The 19,994-nt window shown below is 69.7% G+C and carries 22 protein-coding genes; 8 read left to right on the top strand and 14 right to left on the bottom strand.

Features of this window, described 5'->3' with window-relative positions; translation table 11 throughout:
* Positions 1 to 105 precede the first annotated feature (105 nt).
* The 3 genes from ABU113_RS09995 to queG all read left to right on the top strand — a co-directional run bounded on the left by ABU113_RS09995 (position 106) and on the right by queG (position 2,241).
* Complete coding sequence (locus ABU113_RS09995; RefSeq protein WP_454559370.1) at positions 106 to 339, top strand: hypothetical protein; 234 nt, start codon at positions 106 to 108, stop codon at positions 337 to 339.
* A gap of 91 nt (positions 340 to 430) precedes the next feature.
* Positions 431 to 1,102 (top strand): glutathione S-transferase family protein, encoded by a 672-nt coding sequence (locus ABU113_RS09990; RefSeq protein ID WP_454559369.1) that lies wholly within the window; start codon positions 431 to 433, stop codon positions 1,100 to 1,102.
* Positions 1,000 to 2,241, top strand: a complete 1,242-nt coding sequence (queG, locus tag ABU113_RS09985; protein WP_454559368.1) for a tRNA epoxyqueuosine(34) reductase QueG — start codon at positions 1,000 to 1,002, stop codon at positions 2,239 to 2,241. The genes ABU113_RS09990 and queG overlap by 103 nt, the downstream gene beginning before the upstream one ends.
* Here the strand turns inward: queG and ABU113_RS09980 are convergent.
* Together ABU113_RS09980 and ABU113_RS09975 are read right to left on the bottom strand one after the other, a co-directional pair.
* On the bottom strand, positions 2,238 to 2,645 hold the full coding sequence (locus tag ABU113_RS09980; protein WP_454559367.1) for a hypothetical protein: 408 nt from the start codon (positions 2,643 to 2,645) through the stop codon (positions 2,238 to 2,240). The genes queG and ABU113_RS09980 overlap by 4 nt on opposite strands.
* A 40-nt stretch (positions 2,646 to 2,685) precedes the next feature.
* Positions 2,686 to 3,399, bottom strand: a complete 714-nt coding sequence (locus ABU113_RS09975; RefSeq protein WP_454559366.1) for an EI24 domain-containing protein — start codon at positions 3,397 to 3,399, stop codon at positions 2,686 to 2,688.
* 96 nt (positions 3,400 to 3,495) lie between these two features.
* Here ABU113_RS09975 and ABU113_RS09970 point away from each other — a divergent pair, with 96 nt between their 5' ends.
* Positions 3,496 to 4,485 carry an adenosine kinase gene (locus ABU113_RS09970; RefSeq protein ID WP_454559365.1) on the top strand — a complete coding sequence of 330 codons (990 nt, stop codon included), beginning with the start codon at positions 3,496 to 3,498 and terminating at the stop codon, positions 4,483 to 4,485.
* A gap of 15 nt (positions 4,486 to 4,500) precedes the next feature.
* Here ABU113_RS09970 and ABU113_RS09965 read toward each other — a convergent pair whose 3' ends face one another.
* The 9 genes from ABU113_RS09965 to ABU113_RS09925 form a co-directional block, all read right to left on the bottom strand.
* Positions 4,501 to 5,904 carry an amino acid permease gene (locus tag ABU113_RS09965; protein ID WP_454559364.1) on the bottom strand — a complete coding sequence of 468 codons (1,404 nt, stop codon included), beginning with the start codon at positions 5,902 to 5,904 and terminating at the stop codon, positions 4,501 to 4,503.
* 10 nt (positions 5,905 to 5,914) lie between these two features.
* Positions 5,915 to 7,405, bottom strand: a complete 1,491-nt coding sequence (locus tag ABU113_RS09960) for an amino acid permease (protein ID WP_454559363.1) — start codon at positions 7,403 to 7,405, stop codon at positions 5,915 to 5,917.
* A gap of 253 nt (positions 7,406 to 7,658) precedes the next feature.
* Positions 7,659 to 8,042 carry a histidine triad nucleotide-binding protein gene (locus ABU113_RS09955; RefSeq protein ID WP_454559362.1) on the bottom strand — a complete coding sequence of 128 codons (384 nt, stop codon included), beginning with the start codon at positions 8,040 to 8,042 and terminating at the stop codon, positions 7,659 to 7,661.
* Positions 8,043 to 8,135: 93 nt separating this feature from the next.
* Entirely contained in the window at positions 8,136 to 8,462 is a 327-nt protein-coding gene (locus ABU113_RS09950; protein ID WP_454559361.1) for a phosphoribosyl-ATP diphosphatase, read from the bottom strand.
* On the bottom strand, positions 8,459 to 9,274 hold the full coding sequence (hisF, locus tag ABU113_RS09945) for an imidazole glycerol phosphate synthase subunit HisF (RefSeq protein WP_454559360.1): 816 nt from the start codon (positions 9,272 to 9,274) through the stop codon (positions 8,459 to 8,461). The genes ABU113_RS09950 and hisF overlap by 4 nt, the downstream gene beginning before the upstream one ends.
* Positions 9,271 to 10,026, bottom strand: coding sequence for a 1-(5-phosphoribosyl)-5-[(5-phosphoribosylamino)methylideneamino]imidazole-4-carboxamide isomerase (hisA, locus tag ABU113_RS09940; RefSeq protein ID WP_454559359.1), 756 nt, complete (start codon positions 10,024 to 10,026; stop codon positions 9,271 to 9,273). Before hisA ends, hisF begins: the two co-directional genes overlap by 4 nt.
* Positions 10,023 to 10,679: an imidazole glycerol phosphate synthase subunit HisH gene (hisH, locus tag ABU113_RS09935; protein ID WP_454559358.1), complete on the bottom strand. Its 657-nt coding sequence runs from the start codon at positions 10,677 to 10,679 to the stop codon at positions 10,023 to 10,025. Before hisH ends, hisA begins: the two co-directional genes overlap by 4 nt.
* A gap of 26 nt (positions 10,680 to 10,705) precedes the next feature.
* Entirely contained in the window at positions 10,706 to 11,305 is a 600-nt protein-coding gene (gene hisB, locus ABU113_RS09930; protein ID WP_454559357.1) for an imidazoleglycerol-phosphate dehydratase HisB, read from the bottom strand.
* 193 nt (positions 11,306 to 11,498) lie between these two features.
* On the bottom strand, positions 11,499 to 12,908 hold the full coding sequence (locus ABU113_RS09925) for an alkaline phosphatase family protein (RefSeq protein ID WP_454559356.1): 1,410 nt from the start codon (positions 12,906 to 12,908) through the stop codon (positions 11,499 to 11,501).
* Positions 12,909 to 13,090: 182 nt separating this feature from the next.
* Between ABU113_RS09925 and hslV the strand changes: the two genes are divergently transcribed.
* Positions 13,091 to 13,651 (top strand): ATP-dependent protease subunit HslV, encoded by a 561-nt coding sequence (hslV, locus tag ABU113_RS09920; protein WP_454559355.1) that lies wholly within the window; start codon positions 13,091 to 13,093, stop codon positions 13,649 to 13,651.
* A gap of 78 nt (positions 13,652 to 13,729) precedes the next feature.
* Entirely contained in the window at positions 13,730 to 15,031 is a 1,302-nt protein-coding gene (hslU, locus tag ABU113_RS09915) for an ATP-dependent protease ATPase subunit HslU (protein ID WP_454559354.1), read from the top strand.
* A 30-nt stretch (positions 15,032 to 15,061) separates the two neighbouring features.
* On the opposite strand, the gene ABU113_RS09910 is transcribed toward hslU, so the two are convergent.
* From ABU113_RS09910 to ABU113_RS09900, 3 genes are read right to left on the bottom strand one after another with little or no spacing between them, the layout of a single operon-like run.
* Complete coding sequence (locus tag ABU113_RS09910) at positions 15,062 to 15,586, bottom strand: Smr/MutS family protein (RefSeq protein ID WP_454559353.1); 525 nt, start codon at positions 15,584 to 15,586, stop codon at positions 15,062 to 15,064.
* Complete coding sequence (mltA, locus tag ABU113_RS09905) at positions 15,583 to 16,848, bottom strand: murein transglycosylase A (protein ID WP_454559352.1); 1,266 nt, start codon at positions 16,846 to 16,848, stop codon at positions 15,583 to 15,585. The genes ABU113_RS09910 and mltA overlap by 4 nt, the downstream gene beginning before the upstream one ends.
* A complete protein-coding gene (locus tag ABU113_RS09900; RefSeq protein ID WP_454559351.1) occupies positions 16,848 to 17,522 on the bottom strand; it encodes a Tim44/TimA family putative adaptor protein in 675 nt (224 codons plus the stop codon). Before ABU113_RS09900 ends, mltA begins: the two co-directional genes overlap by 1 nt.
* 241 nt (positions 17,523 to 17,763) lie before the next feature.
* Here ABU113_RS09900 and secB point away from each other — a divergent pair, with 241 nt between their 5' ends.
* Positions 17,764 to 18,258: a protein-export chaperone SecB gene (secB, locus tag ABU113_RS09895; protein ID WP_454559350.1), complete on the top strand. Its 495-nt coding sequence runs from the start codon at positions 17,764 to 17,766 to the stop codon at positions 18,256 to 18,258.
* Between the two features lie 102 nt (positions 18,259 to 18,360).
* Positions 18,361 to 19,917: a murein biosynthesis integral membrane protein MurJ gene (gene murJ, locus ABU113_RS09890; protein ID WP_454559349.1), complete on the top strand. Its 1,557-nt coding sequence runs from the start codon at positions 18,361 to 18,363 to the stop codon at positions 19,915 to 19,917.
* The last annotated feature ends 77 nt before the right edge of the window (positions 19,918 to 19,994 follow it).

The raw sequence follows: 19,994 nt of genomic DNA, 5'->3' as shown, positions 1-19,994 counted from the left end.
AAAACGGCGCCGAAACGACGTAACTCTTTATCAATTTCAATTTGTTAGTCCTGTGGCGTGGGTCTTGCTGGGTCTCCGGCATCAACCCATGAACGGGAGAGGCGGATGGCGACCCTGATACGTCTTGCGGTGCTGATCGGCATTCCGGGGCTCACCGCCCTGCTGGTGGCGCTGGGCCTTGAACGGGTGGATGCCAACCAGGCACCATGGATATTCGGCGGCGTGATCGCGGCGAGCGGGCTCGGCCTGGTCGTCGCCCGCCGGCCGCTGGGGCGCTGGATCGAGCAGCACCTGCGCCTCGACCAGGCGCCGCCGGGCCATCATTCACCGTCGCACTGACGCTCGGGCGCCGTCGCCCTGACCATCTGGTGCAATTAGGCGTGCGCGGACCCTTCCCGGCCGGGACCACGGTCGCTATGGTCACGCCGATATGTGGCGGCTCTATCATTATTCCCTCTGTCCGTTTTCCCGCAAGGTGCGGCTGGCGCTCGCCGAGAAGAGCGTGCCGACCGAACTGGTCGGCGAACACCCGTGGGAGGGGCGCGACGCTTTCCTCGCCCTCAATCCGGCCGGCCAGACGCCGGTGGTGACCTCGGCCAGCGAGGACGTGGTGCTGGCGGATTCCACCGCCATCCTGGAATATTTCGAGGAAACGGTGCGCGACAGCCCGCTGATGGGGTCCGGCCCGCTGGAGCGCGCCGAGGTGCGCCGGGTGATCGCCTGGTTCGACCAGAAATTCTTCGCCGAGGTGGGGGTCATCCTGCTGCAGGAACGGATGTGGCACCGCATCATCACCCGCCAGCCGCCCAACACCACGCTGCTGCGTCAGGCCCACCAGGCGGTCGAGGGGCATCTGGACTATCTGGAATATCTGCTGGATCATCGCCGGTGGCTGGGTGGCTCGACGTTCAGCCTGGCCGACATCGCGGCCGCCGCCCACGTCTCGGTGGTCGATTATCTGGGTGGCATCGACTGGAAAACCCACGATCTGGCGAAGCAATGGTACTCGGCGATCAAGTCCCGTCCCAGTTTCCGGCCGCTGCTGACCGAGCGGACGGCCGGACTCGTGCCGCCCAACCACTACGACAAGCTGGACTTCTGAAACAGGCGCTGGCCAATCAGGCCCGGCTGCTGGGGTTCGACGCCATCGGCATCGCCCCGGCCGAGGCCTGCCCGGAGGCCGGGGCCCGGCTGGCCGCCTGGCTCGCCGCAGGGCGCCATGGCGACATGCTGTGGATGGCCGAGCGGGCCGGCGAGCGGGCCAGCCCGCGCGGACTGTGGCCGCAGGTGCGTTCGGTGGTGATGCTGGGGATGAGTTACGCGCCGGCGCTCGACCCGCGCCGCCATGCCGACCATCCGCAACTGGGCGTCATCTCGGTCTATGCCCAGGGCGCGGACTACCACGACGTCATCAAGAAGCGGCTGAAGCAGCTGGCCCGCTGGCTGCTGGAGGCGGCCATCCCCGCCGGCCGTGGTCCGGCAGACGTCCCCGCCGGCCGTGGTCCGGCAGACGTAAAAGTCTTCGTCGACACCGCGCCAGTGATGGAAAAGCCGCTGGCCGCCGCCGCCGGGCTCGGCTGGCAGGGCAAGCACACCAACCTGGTGTCGCGCCGCCATGGCAGCTGGCTGTTCCTTGGCGCCATCTACACCACGCTCGACCTGGAGGCGGATGCGCCGCACGCCGACCGCTGCGGCTCCTGCACCGCCTGCCAGACCGCCTGCCCCACCGATGCCTTCCCGGCCCCCTACCAGCTCGATGCGCGCCGCTGTGTCTCCTACCTCACCATCGAACACAAGGGGCCGATCCCGCGCGAACTGCGCGCGGCGCTGGGCAACCGCGTCTACGGCTGCGACGACTGTCTGGCCGCCTGCCCGTGGAACAAGTTCGCGGCCGCCGCCCGCGAGATGGCGTTCAGCCCGCGGCTGGAGCTGACCGCGCCGCGACTGGCCGAGCTGCTGGCGCTGGACGACGCCGGCTTCCGCCAGGTGTTCGCCGGCTCGCCGATCAAGCGCATCGGCCGCGACCGGCTGGTGCGCAACGCGCTCATCGCCGCCGGCAACAGCGCCGCGCCCGCCCTGCTGCCGGCGGTGCTGGCGTGCGTCGATGATCCCGCGCCGGTGGTGCGCGGTGCCGCCGCCTGGGCGGTGCGACGCCTGGCGGAGCCCATGCAGCTGGCCGCGGTCCGTCGCGATCGGCTGGCGCGGGAGACCGACGACAGCGTGCGCGCCGAGTGGGACTAATAGCCGATGCGCGCGCGCCGGCGGGCATCGACGCAAGCGCCGGCCTCGGCGTCGCGGCCATCGACGAAGCGGGCCTCGGCATGGCGGGCGGTCGCCGGCGTCCCCGGCGGGTCCTCGTAGAAATAGACGTCGAGCACGCAAGGCGGGCCGCCGAACTGCAGGTGGCGGGCGCCGCCCTCGCGACGCTCGAAGCTGGGGGTGCCGAGCTTTTCGGTGACCTCGTCGATGGTGCGGCCGAGCACCAGCGCGACACCGCTCACGGTATCGCCCGGCCGGGCGGCGGCCGGGCGCGGCGGCTTGCCCGGCGCCGGCAGTGGCGCCTCGGTGGCGGTGGTGGCGCAGCCGGCCAGCGCCAGCAGGACCGCCAGCAGGACGGGGGGAGCAGCAACACGCAACAGCATCATGCCTCCTCACTGACGCAGCCGGCCGGCGGGCGCAAGGCCCTCACTGCCGGAGCGCGGTGCCGACCGGCCGGTCGCCCCGCGCCTCATGGAACAGGTGGGTGGCCAGCGCGGCGCCGATCAGGGGTGCCAGCAGGTTCAGCACCGGCACCATGAACAGCAGCGTCACCGGCAAACCGAGCCGGAACAGCAGCGGACGGTGGCTGGCCCGGAAGGCGCGCTCGCCGCGTCCGCCGAGATGGCGGATCGCCACCATCTGCACATAGTCCCGCCCCAGCAGATAGCCGTTGAGGAGCACGAACAGCACCAGCGGCCCGACGGCGGTGAACAGCAGCAGCAGATACACCGGCAGCGCCAGCAGGTTCCATGCCAGCAGCCGCAGCCCCGACAAGAGACCCAGCCACGGCCCCTCGACCCAGCCCATCGGCCGGGGGGCGCGGGCGTGCGGGTAGTGACGGTCCTCCACCGCGTCGACGGCGACGTCGAGCAGAATGCCCATGATCGCGGTGGCCACCGCCGGGAACAGCAGCCACAGCGACAGCAGCAGCCCCAGCGCCGCCACGGTGCCGTCGATCCAGCCCCAGGCATTGGCCGCCCACAGCGGCCAGCCACGGCTATCGACCATGTTCACCAGCCGGTCGAGACCCCACCAGACGCCGGCGAACACCAGCAGCGTCAGCAGCGTCGAGCCCAGCAGCAGCCGGATGAAACGCGGGTCGGACAACTGGCCGATGGCAAGGGTGAGGGCGCGTACCATGGCCAAGGCGTGACCGATCGGCCCGGTGGCGTCAATGGTTGCGAGACCGGACGTTGCCGGCTAGGCACGCAAGACCGCTCCAGCACGAGGAAGATGATGACCAACCGCCTTCACGTTCTCGCCATCGGCAATGCCATCGTCGACGTCATCGCCCGCGCCGAGGACACTTTCCTCGCCGACCAGGGCCTGGTGAAAGGCGCCATGCGGCTGATCGACGAGGCGGAAGCGACCCGGCTCTACGGCCTGATGGGGCCGGGCCGCGAGGTCTCCGGCGGTTCCGCCGCCAACAGCATCGCCGGGCTGGCGGCACTGGGCGCGAAGGTCGGCTTCATCGGCCGGGTGCGCGACGACCAGCTGGGCGGCGTGTTCGCGCACGACATCCGGGCGCTGGGTGTCGAATACACCACCGAGCCCGCCACCGACGGCCCGGCCACCGCGCGCTGTCTGGTGCTGGTGACGCCGGACGGCCAGCGCACCATGAACACCTTTCTCGGCGCCTCGACCCAGCTCAGCTCGGCGGACATCGACGCCGCCCAGGTCGCCCGCGCCGACGTGCTCTACATCGAGGGCTATCTGTGGGACGCGCCGGCGGCCAAGCAGGCGATTGTCGATGCCATCCGCATTGCCCACCGCCATGGCAACCGGGTCGCCTTCACCCTGTCCGACCCGTTCTGCGTCGACCGCCACCGGGCGGAGTTCCTTGACCTGGTGCGCGGCCATGTCGACGTGCTGTTCGCCAACGAGGTCGAGCTGAAGTCGCTCTACCAGACCGAGGACTTCGACCAGGCGCTGGACCAGCTGGCCTGCGTCTGCGACATCGCCGCCGTCACCCGCTCCGAGCACGGCGTGGTGGTGCTGACGCCCGAGGAACGCCACATCGTCGCCGCCGAGCCCGGCGTGACGGTGGTGGATACCACCGGCGCCGGCGACCTGTTCGCCAGCGGTTTCCTGCATGGCCTGACCGCGCACCGGCCGCTGGCCGAGTGCGGCCGCATCGGCTGCATCGCGGCGGCGGAAGCCATCTCCCACATCGGCGCCCGGCCGGAGGCCGATCTCAAGGCGCTGGTCGCCGCCCGGCTGGGATAAGCGCCCGGGCCAGGCTCAACCGGCAAGATCGCTGCGCCGGCGGCCGTAGCCGAGATAGACCAGCCCGCCCAGCAGCGACCAGCCAAGGAAGCGCCACCAGGTATCCACCGGCAGCAACAGCATCAGGCCGCCGCAGCCCAGAATCGCCAGCCCCGCCACCAGCGGCAGCGCCGGACAGCGGAACGGGCGGGGATATTCCGGGTGGGTGCGGCGCAGCACCAGTGCGCCGACCGCGACACTGAGAAACGCGAACAGGGTGCCGATGTTGGACAGCTCGACGATCTTGTCGAGCGGCAGCAGGCCAGCGACCAGCGCCACCACCGCGCCCCCGGCCAGCGTCACCACGTGCGGGGTGCCGCGGGTGCCATGCAGGGTGGCGAAGGCAGGCGGCAGCAGGCCGTCGCGCGCCATCACGAAGGCCAGCCGGCTCAGGCCGTAGAGCAAGGTCAGCAGCACCGCCGTCAGGCCGGCCAGCGCGCCGATGGCGACGACGCCGGCGGCCACCGGCTGGTGGGCGGCGCGCAGCACCAGCGCCAGCGGTTCCTTGCTGAGGCCGAGGTCGAACCAGCGTACGACGCCGGTCGACACCAGGCCGACCACGGCGAACACCAGGATGCACAGCAGGATCGCCGCCAGCAGCGCCAGCGGCAGGTCGCGGTTGGGCCGACGAGCCTCCTCGGCGGTCGATGCCAGGGTGTGAACGCCGACATAGGCGAAGAACACCACGGCGGTGGCCGCCAGCACGCCGATGGTCTCGCCGCCGCTGATCCGCTCGAACCAGCCCAGCGCCAGGAACGGCTGCCAGTTGGCCGGCGCCATGGCGGGCGCCGCCAGCCACAGGAAGATCATCAGCACCGCGATCTTGACCAGTACCATGATGCTGTTGAGCAGCGCGGAACGCCGGGTGCCCAGGGCCAGCAGCAGGCTCACCGCCAGCACAATGGCCATCGCCGGGAAATCGGCGACGCCGCCCAGCCTTGGCACGGTGGCATAGACCGCCGGCAGATCGAAGCCGAGCTGGCCCGCCAGCCCGACGACATAGCCTGACCAGCCCGAGGCCACCGCCGCCGCGCTGACCGCCAGTTCCAGCACCAGATTCCAGCCTACCAGCCAGGCCAGCGCCTCGCCGAGGCTGGCATAGGCAAAGGTATAGGCACCGCCGGCGACCGGCGCCATCGCCGCCATCTCGGCATAGGCCAGCGCCGCGAACAGGCTGACCAGGCCCGCCAGCACGAAGGCAAGCCCGACCGCCGGACCCGCCTTCTGCGCCGCGACACCGATGAGCACGAACACCCCGGCGCCGATGATCGAACCGACGCCCAGCAGCGTCAGGTCGACGGCGCCCAGCGTGCGCTTGAGCGGGCGGCGCCCGGCATGCGCGACGATGTCACGCAGCGGTTTGACGCGCCAGCCCGTCATGCCCGTCTCCTTATTCCGCCGGCGGCGTCACGCCGGGGGCCATGTGGCTGCGGCGGTAACCGTAGAGGAAGTACACCACCAGACCGATGCCGGCCCAGATCGGGAACACCAGCTTGGCCTGGATCGGCAGGAACAGGAACAGCACGATGCACCCGATGGCGGCCAGCGGCCCCACCAGCCACAGCGCCGGCGTGCGGAAATGGCGGATACGGGTCGGCTCCGAACGCCGCAGCAGCATCACGCCGATGGCCACCATCAGGAACGCGAACAGCGTGCCCGAGTTGGAAATGTCGGCCAGACGCCCCACCGGGAAGAAGGCCGCCGCGATGGTGACGCCGATGCCGGTGACGATGGTCACCACATGCGGGGTCCTGAATTTCGGATGGACCTTGCTCAGTACATCCGGCAACAGGCCGTCGCGCGACATCACGAAGAAGATGCGGGTCTGGCCGTAGATCATCATCAGGATCACCGACGGCAGCGCCAGGAAGGCGGCCAGGCCGAGCGCGTTGCCGACCGCCGGGTGGCCGATGGCGCGCAGCACATGCGCCAGCGCCTCGCGCGAGCATACCAGCGGCTGCTCGCCCAGCGCCGCGACCTCGGTGCAGCGGGCGGCCATGGCGGTGCTGCCCGGTTCCAGCCATGCGCCGGCCGCCGACATCAGCGGCTGGGCACCATAGGCGCCGGTCGCGCCGGCGGCCACCAGCAGGTAGAAGATGGTGCAGATAATCAGGCTGCCGATCAGGCCGATCGGCACGTTACGCTGCGGATTCTTGGTTTCCTCCGCCGCCGTCGACACGGCGTCGAAACCGACATAGGCGAAGAAGATCGAGCTGGCCGCGCCAATCACGCCGGCGGCGCCCAGCGGCGCGAACGGCTGGAAGTTGGCGTCGTCCATCACCGGCAGGGCGATGACGATGAAGGCCAGCAGGGCCGTCACCTTGATCGCCACCAGCACGGCATTCACCGTCGCGCTCTCCTTGGTGCCGACATAGAGCAGTGCCGTCACCGCCAGCGCGATGACAATGGCAGGCAGGTTGACCATGCCGCCGGCATAGGGGCCGTTGGCAAGCGCATGCGGTATCTCGATACCCAGCGAATGGTCGAGCAGGCCGACCAGATAGCCGGACCAGCCGACCGCCACCGCGCTCGCCGCCACGGCATATTCAAGGATCAGCGCCCAACCCACCAGCCAGGCGACGAACTCGCCCATCACGGCGTAGGAATAGGTGTAGGCGGAGCCCGACACCGGCACCATCGAGGCCAGTTCGGAATAACACAGCGCCGCCACGCCGCAGACGAAGGCGGCGATGACGAACGAGATCATCATGCCCGGCCCGGCCTTCTGCGCGGCTTCCGCCGTCAGCACGAAAATGCCGGTGCCAATGATGGCGCCAACGCCCAGCATGGTCAGTTGCAGGGCCCCCAGGGAGCGATGAAGACTTTTCTTTTCGGCATTCGCCATGATGGCGTCGAGTGACTTGACTCGCCAGAAGAGCATGTGGATTTCCCCCTCCCGCATCACGCGGGATCAATAAGATTATGCCGCCACGCTAGCCGGTGCGTCGCCCCCGGCAAAGACAGAAAATTGCGTGACGCCTTCGACCACGCCCGCCGCATCACCCGCGCCTCCCCCTCCCCGGGCGACGCCGCCACCATGGCCGCGACCCAACCGCTCCGACCACGACCATGGCAGGACTAAAGGGATAAAGCAAGATAAAATTGCTAAATACCTATCTTGGCCGCCGGGCCGTTCAGTCGTGGCGGACCAGCATCGGCCCCAGCGGCCGGCCGGCGAACACATGGACATGCAGGTGCGGCACTTCCTGGTGGGAGTGCGGCCCGGCGTTGGCCAGCAGGCGATACCCGTCGGCGACCACGCCGAGCGCCTCGGCGGTCTTGCCGACGGCGCGGATGAAGCCGGCGATCAGCGCGTCCGGCGCGCCGGCGGCGAAGTCCGCCCACGACACGTAGCGCCCCTTGGGGATCACCAGCACATGGGTCGGCGCCTGCGGGTTGATGTCGTGGAAGGCCAGCGCGAACTCGTCCTCATAGACCTTCCGCGCCGGAATTTCGCCGCGCAGGATACGGGCGAAGATGTTGTTGTCGTCATAGGGTTCGAGGCTCTGGACGGCCATGGAATCGCTCCTGGGTCAACACGGGTCGCCCCCGTGATAGCCGGTCGCCCCGCCTGCCGTCGAGAGGGGCCGGCATCGGCCGGCGACGGCGCCTCAGTCCTTGCGCGCGGCCTTCTCGGCCAGCCCCGAGGTGCCTTCGCGGCGGGCCAGCTCCGCCATCACGTCATCGGGGGTGATGCCGCAGTCGGCCCACAGCACCGCCAGATGGAACAGCAGGTCGGCGGATTCGGCGATCACCTGGGCCCGCCCCTCGCCGACGGCCGCCAGCGCCGTCTCAAGGCCTTCCTCGCCGACCTTCTGGGCGATCTTCGCCCGCCCCCTGGCGGTGAGCTTGGCGACATAGCTCGCCGACGGATCGGCCGCGCGACGGGCCAGTACCGTGGCGTAGAGCGTGGCGATCTGGTCGGGCGCCGACGTCATGACGTCACCCGGGCCGACGCACGAACCGGCGGGGCGGCCTGCAGGCGCACCGGCAGCCCGGCCTCGGCCATGTGCTGCTTGGCCTCGCCCACCGTGTGGGTGCCGAAGTGGAAGATCGAGGCCGCCAGCACCGCGTCGGCGCCGCCGGTCGAGACGCCCTCGACCAGATGGTCGAGCGAGCCGACGCCGCCAGAAGCGATCACCGGCACGCTGACGGCGTCCGCGATCGCCCGGGTCAGCGCCAGGTCATAGCCGCTCCTGGCGCCGTCGCGGTCCATCGAGGTCAGCAGGATCTCGCCGGCGCCGAGGTCGACGACCTGGCGGGCGAAGGCGATGGCATCGATGCCGGTGGGGGTACGGCCGCCGTGGGTGAAAATCTCCCAGCGGTCCGGCTCGCCCTCGGCATTCACCCGCTTGGCGTCGATGGCGACGACGATGCACTGGCTGCCGAACTGTTCGGCCAGCTCGCGCACCAGCTCGGGTCGCTGCACGGCCGCGGTGTTGACCGACACCTTGTCGGCGCCGGCCAGCAGCAGCCGGCGCACGTCGTCGGCGGTGCGGACGCCGCCGCCCACGGTGAGCGGCATGAAGCAGGCTTCCGCCGTGCGGCGCACCACGTCGAGGATGATGCCGCGGTTGTCGGACGACGCCGTGATGTCGAGGAAGCACAGCTCGTCGGCGCCGGCGGCGTCATAGACCTTGGCCTGTTCGACCGGATCGCCGGCGTCCACCAGATCAAGGAACTGCACGCCCTTGACCACGCGACCGTCCTTGACATCAAGGCAGGGGATGACGCGCTTGGTCAGCATCATGCCGCCCCCACCTCCACGCGCGCGCAGGCCAGCGCCGCACCGAGGTCGAGCCGGCCGTCATAGATCGCCCGGCCGCTGATGACGCCTTCCAGCCGGCCCTTCACCGTGCCGGCGGCCGCCACCAGCGCCTCGATGTCGGCGATGTCGGCAACGCCGCCCGAGGCGATGACCGGCAGGGTGGTGGCTTCCGCCAGCGCCACCGTCGCCTCGACGTTGCAGCCCTTGAGCAGGCCGTCGCGGCCGACGTCGGTGAACAGCACGGCGGCGACGCCGGCATCCTCGAAGCGCTGCGCCAGCGCCGCCACCGGCACGTCGGAGACGGCGGCCCAGCCATCGGTCGCCACCATGCCGTCGCGGGCGTCCACCGCCACCACGATGCGGCCCGGATGACGGGCGGCGGCGGCCTTGACCAGCGCCGGGTTCTTCAGCGCGGCGGTGCCGATGACGACGCGGGCGACGCCCAGCCCCAGCCAGCGCTCGATGGTGGCATCGTCACGGATGCCGCCGCCGACCTGGGTCTTGCCCGGAAAGGCGGCGATGATCGCCTCCACCGCGGCCGCGTTGCGCGGCTCGCCGGCGAAGGCGCCGTCGAGGTCGACAATGTGCAGCCAGGCCGCCCCCTGGGCGCCGAAGCTGCGGGCCTGGGCGGCGGGGTCGGTGTTGAACACCGTGGCCTGGTCCATCAGGCCCTCCTTCAGGCGCACCACCTGGCCGCCCTTGAGGTCGATCGCCGGGAAAATCGTGAAGCTCATGGCTTCCACTCCAGAAACGCACGCAACAACGCCAGGCCGTAATCCTGGCTCTTCTCGGGATGAAACTGGGTGCCGAGCAGGTTGTCACGGCCGACGATCGCGGTCACCGGCCCGCCATAGTCGGTGCGCGCCAGCACATGCGCCGGCTCCTCGGGCTCCAGATGGTAGCTGTGCACGAAGTAGGCGAAGCCGTCGTTCTCCAGCCGCGCCAGCACCGGATGGGCGCGGCCGGCCTCGGTGAAGGCGACCTTGTTCCAGCCCATGTGCGGCACCTTCAGCCGCGGATCGTTGGGCGACAGCCGCACCACGTCGCCGGGCACCCAGCCCAGCCCCTGGTGCAGACCGTGCTCCAGGCCACGCCGGGCCATCAGCTGCATGCCGACGCAGATGCCCAGGAACGGCCGGCCGCCCTCGATCACCGCCTGCTGCAACGCCGCCTCCATGCCGGCGATCGAGCGCAGCGCGGTGGCGCACTGGCCGAAGGCGCCAACGCCCGGCAGCACGACGCGGTCGGCCTGAGCGACCAGCCGGGCATCACCGGTGACGCTGACCGCGACCTCGCGGCCAAGATCGGCGGCGGCGCGCTCCAGCGCCTTGGCGGCCGAGCGCAGGTTGCCCGAGCCGTAGTCGATGATCGCCAGACGTTCTGCCACGGGTGCCTTTACTCCAAACCAGACGCTTACAGGGTGCCGCCCAGCGTTCCCTTGGTCGACGGCACGGCATCGGCCTTGCGCGGATCGATGGTAAGCGCCGCCCGCAGCGCCCGCGCCAGACCCTTATAGCAGGATTCGACGATGTGGTGATTGTTGCTGCCATAGAGCGTCTCGACATGCAGCGTCACGCCGGCCGCCTGGGCGAAGGCCTGGAACCATTCCTTGAACAGCTCGGTGTCCATGTCACCCAGCTTGTCGCGCGAGAACTCGACCTTCCAGACCAGATAGGGCCGGCCGGAAATGTCGATGGCGACCCGGGTCAGCGTCTCGTCCATCGGGATCAGCGCGTCGGCGTAGCGGGTGATGCCCTTCAGGTCGCCCGCGGCTTTCGCCACCGCCTGGCCGATGGCGATGCCGCTGTCCTCGGTAGTGTGGTGGAAGTCGATGTGCAGATCACCCGTCGCCGCGACGTCGAGGTCGATCAGCGAATGGCGGGAGAGCTGCTCCAGCATGTGATCGAGAAAACCGATGCCGGTCGAGACCGTGTACTCGCCGGTGCCATCGAGGTTCAGGGCGACGCTGATCTGCGTCTCCTTGGTCTTGCGTTCAATCTTTGCCGTGCGCATGCCACCTGCTCCAATCGAGCGGGCTATAGCAGCGCATCGCTATCGGTGCCACGATTTATGCGCACCTGACGGGCTAGGCGCACACGAAGGCTGTCCCGGCCACCGTCGTCCATTCCACCGCTGCCCCGGCTGCCGCCTCGGGCGGCGATCTCCCCGGCTGCCGCCTCGGGCGGTGATCTCCCCGGCTGCCGCCTCAGGCGGCGCGCCGGGCCGCCGGGGCCGGCAGCAGGTTGCGGCCAGTGCGGTCGGACGGGATCAGGTGGCCCCGGCCCAGCGCCTCCAGCACCGTCGGGAACACATCGAGAATCGAGCAGCGCCCGGCGTCGACATGCTCGCCGGTGCCCAGCCACAGGATGCCATCGGGATGGTGACAGCCGCTCTTCATGCCGTCGATCTGGTAGAACCAGTCAAAGAAGCGCCAGCTCCGGTTGGAGATGGCGGACGTGATGACCGCCTCCGGGCCGATCTGGCGGCTGATCTGGCAGCCGAAGTAAAGCCCCTCGGCGCCATGATCCTGCATGCCGATCAGCGGCTTGCCATCGACCGCCAGCCCGCGCAGCAAGGCGGCGGCGGCCTCGGCCTCGTCGGTGGACTCGAACCGGATCATGAACTGGTGCGTCATCACCGGCTCGACATCGCGGTAGCGCACACCGAGGTCGGCAAGCAGGGTCTCCACCGCGCGCGGCCGGTAGAACAGCTGGCCGCCATCGGCCTCACGGCGCAGGAAGGGCTGCTGGCTGAGCGCCGTGGCGAGCAGCATCAGGTCGCCGGGCTCCAGCAACGCCTGCAGGCGGCCGATCATCCGGTCCATCTCGACATAGCCGAACCGCACGGCGTCCCCATAAAGCGCCAGCTCCTTGTCGCTGGGGCGGATGGTGAAGACGTCTGGTTCCATGTGGCGCCAGTAGCAGTGTTGCAAATGCGCCGTGCTGTTGGAGAAGAAGGTCGCGAAGGCCGGCCGGTGGCGGCGGTAGAGATGGCTGAACAGATCGAGATTCATCCGGTCGAGGATCGCCGGGCGCTTCCAGTTCAGCTTGGGATCGCTCATCTTTTCCGACAGCAGCTGCCGCACCGTCGAGGCAACGGTCGCCGGGCTCAGCCCGTGACGGGCCATGAAGGCGACGAACTGGGCCGGCGTCACCGCGCCGCCGGAACCGGCGGGGTTGGTGTGCTCGCGCACCGACTGGGCGACGAAGCGCTGGAAGGTATTGAGATCCTCCGGCCAGGCGGGCTGGCCGTCGCACCACGGGTCGGCGATGAAGAACGAACCCTCGCCCTTGAACGCCTTGACGTTCATGCTGCCTCCGCAGCCGACGGTCGCGCCGCTGGCAAGCAGCAGCGAGAACAGATCGTCATGGCCGGCGCGCGGGCCGTCGGTGAGGTGAAACACGCCATGCTGGCTGAACGGCAGGCCGGTGTGCAGCGAATACCACTGGATCCATGGCTCCAGGTTGACCGGGTTGGTCTCGTCCGGCTCGGTGACATAAACCGCCGAGCGGTCACGCAGCCGCTGGAAATTGGGCAGGATGCCCTCGGCGATCCACTTGTTCATCAACGTTGGTGAAAGTTCGTTGAACTCCACCAGCAAAACCCGCCCCGCCATGTCCTTCACCCCTCCGTGATGCTGCTCCAACGTGCCTGCGCACATCGGCACCCGTGCATGACACACTATCGTTTCCAAACCTTGAAGGCTACCTCTGCCCGTTGCATCGGCCGCCGGGCTTCCCATATCGGCAGTCGAACCCGCCCACCCGGCCGCGTCAGCCAGCCCCCAGGAGCCCGAACGTGTCGCAACCATCCGTTTTCGATGCCGCCAACTGGCACGGCACCACCATTCTCGCGGTCCGCAAGGGCGGCCGCGTCGTCGTGGCAGGCGACGGCCAGGTGAGTCTCGGCAACACCGTCATCAAGGGCAATGCCAAGAAGGTCCGCCGGCTGGGCGACGGCTCGGTGATCGGCGGCTTCGCCGGCGCCACCGCCGATGCTTTCACCCTGTTCGAACGGCTGGAACAGAAGCTGGAGCGCTACCCCGGCCAGCTCACCCGGGCCTGTGTCGAGCTGGCCAAGGACTGGCGCACCGACCGCTACCTGCGGCGGCTGGAGGCGATGATGGCGGTCGCCGACCGCAACGTCAGCCTGGTGCTCACCGGCACCGGCGACGTGCTGGAACCCGAGGATGGCCTGATCGGCATCGGCTCGGGCGGCAACTATGCCCTGTCGGCGGCCCGGGCGCTGATCGACCTCGACCTCGACGCCGAAGCGATCGCCCGCAAGGCGATGAAGATCGCCGCCGATATCTGCGTCTACACCAACGGCAACCTGACCATCGAGTCGATAGAGGCCTGACGGCCGGCGAATCGATCGCGAAACCAAACCTTGTATGCCCCCCAGAGTGCGGTGGCCGCCACCGTGGAGCCCCAGAACATGTCGGAACTGACCCCCAAGCAGATCGTCGCCGCCCTCGACCGCTATATCGTCGGCCAGACCGAGGCCAAGAAGGCCGTCGCGGTGGCGCTGCGCAACCGCTGGCGCCGGCAGCAGCTGCCCGACGCGCTGCGCGACGAGGTGCTGCCGAAGAACATCCTGATGATCGGCCCCACCGGCTGCGGCAAGACCGAGATCAGCCGCCGGCTGGCGAAACTCGCCAACGCGCCGTTCCTCAAGATCGAGGCCACCAAGTTCACCGAGGTCGGCTATGTCGGCCGTGACGTCGATTCGATCATCCGCGACCTCGTCGAGGAAGCGATCCGGCTGGTGCGCGAGGCCCGGCGCGGCGACGTCGCCGAGGCCGCCGGCAAGGCCGCCGAGGACCGGCTGCTGGAAGCACTGGTGGGCAAGGACGCCTCCGACGCCACCCGCGAGAAGTTTCGCGGCCTGCTGCGCGAGGGCGGGCTGAACGACCGCGAGGTGGAGATGGAGGTGCAGGACAGCGGCGGCGCGCCGGCCTTCGAGATTCCCGGCATGCCGGGCGCCTCGGTGGGGATGATCAATCTCTCCGACATGCTGGGCAAGGCGCTGGGGCCGCGCACCAAGCGGCGCAAGATGCGCGTCGACCAGGCGCGAGAGGTGCTGCTGGCGGAGGAGTCTGACAAGCGGCTGGATCAGGAGGAGATCGTCCGCGAGGCGATCCGCGCCACCGAGCAGAACGGCATCGTCTTCCTCGACGAGGTGGACAAGATCGCCGTCTCCAACGTCCAGGGCGGCTCGGTCTCCCGCGAGGGCGTGCAACGCGACCTGTTGCCGCTGATCGAGGGCACGACGGTCGCCACCAAACATGGCCCGGTGAAGACCGACCACATCCTGTTCATCGCATCAGGCGCCTTCCACGTCGCCAAGCCGTCCGACCTGCTGCCGGAACTGCAGGGCCGCCTGCCGATCCGCGTCGAGCTTAAGGGGCTCTCCCGCGAGGACTTCAAGCGCATCCTCACCGACACCGAGACGTCGCTGCTGCGCCAGTATCGGGCGTTGATGGCCACCGAGGTGGTGACGCTCGACTTCACCGATGACGGCATCGAGGCGATCGCCCGCATCGCGGCGGACGTCAACGACACGGTGGAGAACATCGGCGCCCGCCGGTTGCAGACGGTGATGGAAAAGCTGCTGGAGGACGTCAGCTTCGACGCCACCGACCGCGCCGGCGAGACCCTGCGCATCGATGCCGGCTTCGTCGACCGCCAGCTCTCCAGCCTGGCCAAGAACACCGACCTCAGCCGGTTCATCCTCTAGGCCGCCGCCGCCGGGGCTTCCCCCTGGCGCTCAGCGGGCGCGCTTGAGGATGACATACCAGGCGCCATCCCCGCCGTGGCGGGGGTGGGCCGGGCGCAATGCCGCCACATAGGGGCGCAGGTCGGGGGTTGTCAGCCAGCGCGGCAGTTCCTCGCGCAGCACGCCGCCCGGCTGGCTCGGCCAGTCGGCGCCGGTCTTGCCCTTGCCGGTGACCACCAGCACGACGCGGGCGTGGCGGCCATGGGCGCGCGCCAGGCCACGGGTGAGCGCCGTGTAGGCGGTCTCGCGGCGGTGGCCGTGCAGATCGATGATGAGATCGGGCAGCACCTCGCCGGTGCGGATCTTGCGGTCCCACACCGCGTCCAGCGTCGCCTGCGTCGGTGGTGTCGCCGCCTGGTGTCGGCCCATGACCGGCATCGCCCGCTCGGCCGGGGCGACGACCTGCGGTTTCAGGCGCGGCAGATCGGGCGGGGTTACCCGTTTTTCCAGCGGCTTGACGCTGGCGGCCACCTGACCCCACAGCGCTTCCTCCTCTGGGCGCAGCTTGCGGCTCATCGCCCGGCCGGCGACGCAGTCGACCCGGACTCCGGCGGTGACGCCAACAGTCTATCGACGACGGCCACGGGCAGCAGCAGAAGCATCTTGCCGCGCCAGCTCATGCCGCCGGCGATGATCGCGGCATCGGCACCAGGGCCCCAGAACACATCAAGGCGATTGGCGCCCGTGATCGCGCCGCCGGTGTCCTGCGCCACCATCAGCCGCGAGAACGGCAGCTGGCGCGCTGGCCTGGCAACGTCGGGACGGGCCGAGACCAGCCACAGCGGCGCCCCCAGCGGCACGAACGACGGATCGGCGGCGACCGAGATGTCCGGGCTCAGCGCAACGTTCATCGCGCCGAGCGGTCCAGGGCCGGTAAGCTCGCGGAAGAAGACGAACGACGGGTTGAGCCGCATCACCTCGCGCGCCTTGTCCGGGTTGGCGCGGGCCCAGGCGATGATGCCCTGCATCGAGGCCTGGCCCTTGGCCAGCAGGCCCATGTCGAGCAGTTTGCGGCCGATGCCGACATAAGGATGCCCGTTCTGGCCGTCATAGCCCACCCGCATCACCTGGCCATCGGGCAGCCGGACCCGTCCGGAGCCCTGGATCTGCAGGAAGAACACCTCGTAGGGATCGGCCGCCCAGGCCAGTTCAAGCCCGCGTCCGGCCAGCGCGCCATCCTCGATCGCCGCGCGATCGGCATAGGGGACCAGCCGGCGGCCCTCGATCCGGCCAGCGATGCGCTGGCCGCGCAGCGTGTCGCGGAAGGCGCCGAGGTCGACGTCGATCAGCTCCGGCGGCCGCTTGTAGAGCGGCACCGGATAGGCCGGCGAGGCCATGCGGTCGCCCGCCAGCTCGGGCTCGTAATAGCCGGTGTTGAGGCCGCTGCCATCACCGACCACAAGGGTGGCGAAGCGGCTCTCGAAGAAGGCGCGGGCATCGGTGGCACTGACGGCCGCGCTGCAGACCTCGGCCCAGTCGCCGGGCTGGGTCAGGCCACTCTGGTCGGTGCGGATGGTGAGCGCCCGGCAGGACGCCCGGAACGCCGCCAGCGCACGGGCAGGATCGTTGTCACGCCAGCCCGGCAGGTCGGCCACCGCCGGCCCCGCCGCCAGCGGCAGGTCGCGGGCCCGTGAAGGCGCCGGCGGTTCGGGCGCCACCGGCTTCGCCGGCACCGGCACGGGCGCTGAAACGGGCGGTGTGGGAGCGCAGGCGGCCAGCACGGCGGTAGCGAGCGCCAGCGACACGGCGGCGCGCCGGAGTGGCGAAAACGGGGTCATTATCCCTCGGCGTCGGTGGCGATCAGCAGCCAGTTGGGGTCCGGCGAGCGGGTATGCCGGCTGAAGGTCCAGACGTCATGGGTCTCGACCGGCGCGCTGGCGGACCCGGCGACGACGTTGCCGTCGCGGTCGCGGGTGACCGCCGACAAGGTGGCGTCGACACGTACCGTCACTTCCGCCATGGCGCCCTGCAGGCTCGCCTCGGTGATGGCGACCTTGTTGATGCTGACAAGGCGGTTGTCGACGCTCAGGCCTTCGGCCTCGCGCGCGGCGATGGCGCGCCGGAACTGGTCCAGCACGTCATCGGCGATGAACGGCTTCACCGACTCGATGTTCCCCTGCCAGAATGCCTCCAGGATCATCCGGTAGGCGGCACGGGCGCCATCAACAAACGGCACCGGCTCGAAGCGGGGATCGACGGCGGCGATGTCCTCCAGCGCCCGGCGGGTGGCGGGGGCCAGATCGGGCGGCAGCTGCAACGGCGCCGCGCGCGGCAGATCGTTGACCGGACTCGGGGCAAGGCTGGGCTTCGCCTGCTCGCTGCCGGTAAAGCCATCCGTCGCCGGCTTCTCGTGACCGGTGCGCCGGCCGAGCACGCTCACCAGACGCAGGGCGACAAACCCCGCCAGCATGGCCAGGAAGATGATTTCGACGATCTGTATGCTATCGGACATGCTGTCTCAAACCACATGGGCACAGGGCGCGTCGCGCCGGACATTCAACCTCGTAGGCGGACATCATATCAATGCCTGCCTTTAGGGTCTATAATGACGGATAGATAAGTGTCTGCTGGCCCGGAACAAGGCCGGCACCGCCCGGCTGTCGTCGTGCGATGCTTGCACCGCGTCGTTGCGACATGCTAACGCGCCAGCACGTTTGCCACCACATCCTCCAAGCAGATTGAGAGTCTTTTCCATGAGCGAACTCCCCAACGGGCTCGACGAAGCCGCCACCCAGCCGCAGGTCGGTCTGATGGCCCAGTATGTGAAGGATCTGTCGTTCGAGAACCCCAATGCGCCGCAGTCGCTGCAGGCGCTGGGGCAGGCCCAGCCCCGCATCGAGGTTAACGTCAACGTCGGCGCCCGCCGGATCGGCGAGGAAGCGTTCGAGGTCGAGCTGCGCATCGAGGCGGTGGCCCGTCATGAAGCGCTCAAGGCGTTTCAGGTCGAGTTGCTCTACGCCGGCCTGTTCGGGCTGCGCAACGTGCCGGAAGACCAGATCGAGGGTTTCCTCGTTGTCGAGGCGCCGCGTCTGCTGTTTCCGTTCGCCCGCCGGATCATCGCCGACGCCACCCGCGATGGCGGTTTCCCGCCGCTGCTGCTGGAGCCGATCGACTTCGCCGCGCTGTACCTGCAGCAGCGGCAGGGCCAGCCCGGCCAGGGCGCCGACGAAACCGTCGGCCACGCCTGAGCCGCGACCGATGAACCGGCGGGTACCCCGGACTGACCGGCCCCGCCGGACCGGCCGCGCGCGGCCCCTGCCCTGGTGCGGCGGACCCGGGAACCCGGCGCAGTGAGCCTGCTGCGCGCCGCCGGCACCATCGGCGTGCTGACGCTCGCAAGCCGGATCGCCGGCTTCGCCCGCGACATGCTGCTGGCCCGCCTGCTCGGCGCCGGCATGGCCGCCGATGCCTTCAACCTCGCCTTCAAGCTGCCCAACATCTTCCGTCGACTGTTTGCCGAAGGAGCGTTCTCGGCGGCGTTCGTGCCAGCCTACAGCCAGCAGCTGCGGGAGGGCGGCCCCGCGGGCGCGCGGCGCTTCGCGTCGGACGTGCTGGGGGTATTCCTGCCGGTGCTGCTGCTGGTGACGGCGCTGGCGCAGGTCGCCATGCCGGCGCTGGTATGGGTGATGAATGGCGGCGGCGCCTTCCGGGCCATCCCCGGCAAGTTCGAACTGGCGGTCGAGCTGACCCGTCTGACCTTTCCCTATCTGCTGTTCATCTCGCTCACAGCGTTGCTGGGCGGCATCCTCAACGGCCTGTCCCGCTTCGCGGCGGCGGCCGCCGCGCCGATCCTGCTCAACCTGTGCCTGATCGGCGCGCTGTTACTGGTGCACGACGGCGAAATCATGACGTCGCGGGCACTGGGCATCGCGGTATCACTGGCCGGCATGGCCCAGTTTCTGTGGCTGCTGGCGGCCTGCGCGCGCGCCGGCGCCGCGCCCCGGCTGGGCTGGCCGCGCCTGAGCCCGGCGGTCCGCCGGCTCGGCCGGGCGATCCTGCCGGCGACCTTCGGGGCCGGCATCTACCAGGTCAGCCAGTTCGTCGACCTGTTCTTCGCCAGCCGGCTGCCGCAGGGTTCGCTGTCCTACCTCAACTACGCCGACCGGCTGAACCAGCTGCCGCTCGGCGTCGTCGGCATCGCGGTGGGCACCGCGATCCTGCCGGCGCTGTCGCGCCATCTCGCCGAGGACAATGCCGCCGCGGCGCAAGACCTTCACAACCGGGCGGTGGAGCTGGCGCTGCTGCTGACCGTGCCTGCCGCCGTCGCGCTCATGTTGTGCGCGACCCCGATCACCGAGGCGATCTATCTCGGCGGCCGCTTCAGCGCCGACGACGCGCTGTGGACGGCGCGCACCCTGGCGGCACTGGCCGCCGGGCTGCCCGCCTATGTGCTGCTGAAGGTGCTCACGCCGGGCTTCTACGCCCGCGCCGACACCGCGACGCCGATGCGGGTGGCAGCGGGGGCCCTGCTGCTCAACATCCTGCTCAACCTGCTCCTGATCGGCCCGTTCAAGGTCGCCGGCCTGGCGATGGCGACCGCGATCGCCGCCTGGGTCAACTGCGTCGCGCTGGCGGTGATCCTGCACCGGCGCGGCCATTATCGGACCGATGTCCGCCTGAAGCGGCATGTGGCGCGCATCCTGCTGGCCGCCGCCGTGATGGCCGTGGTGGTCTGGTTGACCTGCCTCGGCCTGCGCGACTGGTTCAGCGGCCCGGCGACGGGGCGGATAGCGGCGGTCGCCGTGCTGTTGGCGGCGGGGCTGGCCAGCTACTTCGGGGTCGCGATCCGGCTGGGCGTGGTGAGCGGGGCCGACCTTGCCGGACGCTTCAGGCGCCAGCGGCCATGACACCCCGGTGCTGCCGCCATTATGGCTTCCATCTCAAACGCTGAGGCTTTAAGAGCCCGAGCGACCCATCAGCAGGA

Source organism: Parapedomonas caeni (assembly GCF_041060555.1).
Classification (GTDB): Bacteria; Pseudomonadota; Alphaproteobacteria; order Sphingomonadales; family Sphingomonadaceae; genus CAUJIW01.
The sequence above is the reverse complement of the archived record's forward strand: the minus strand, read 5'-3'. Positions and strand labels throughout refer to the sequence as shown.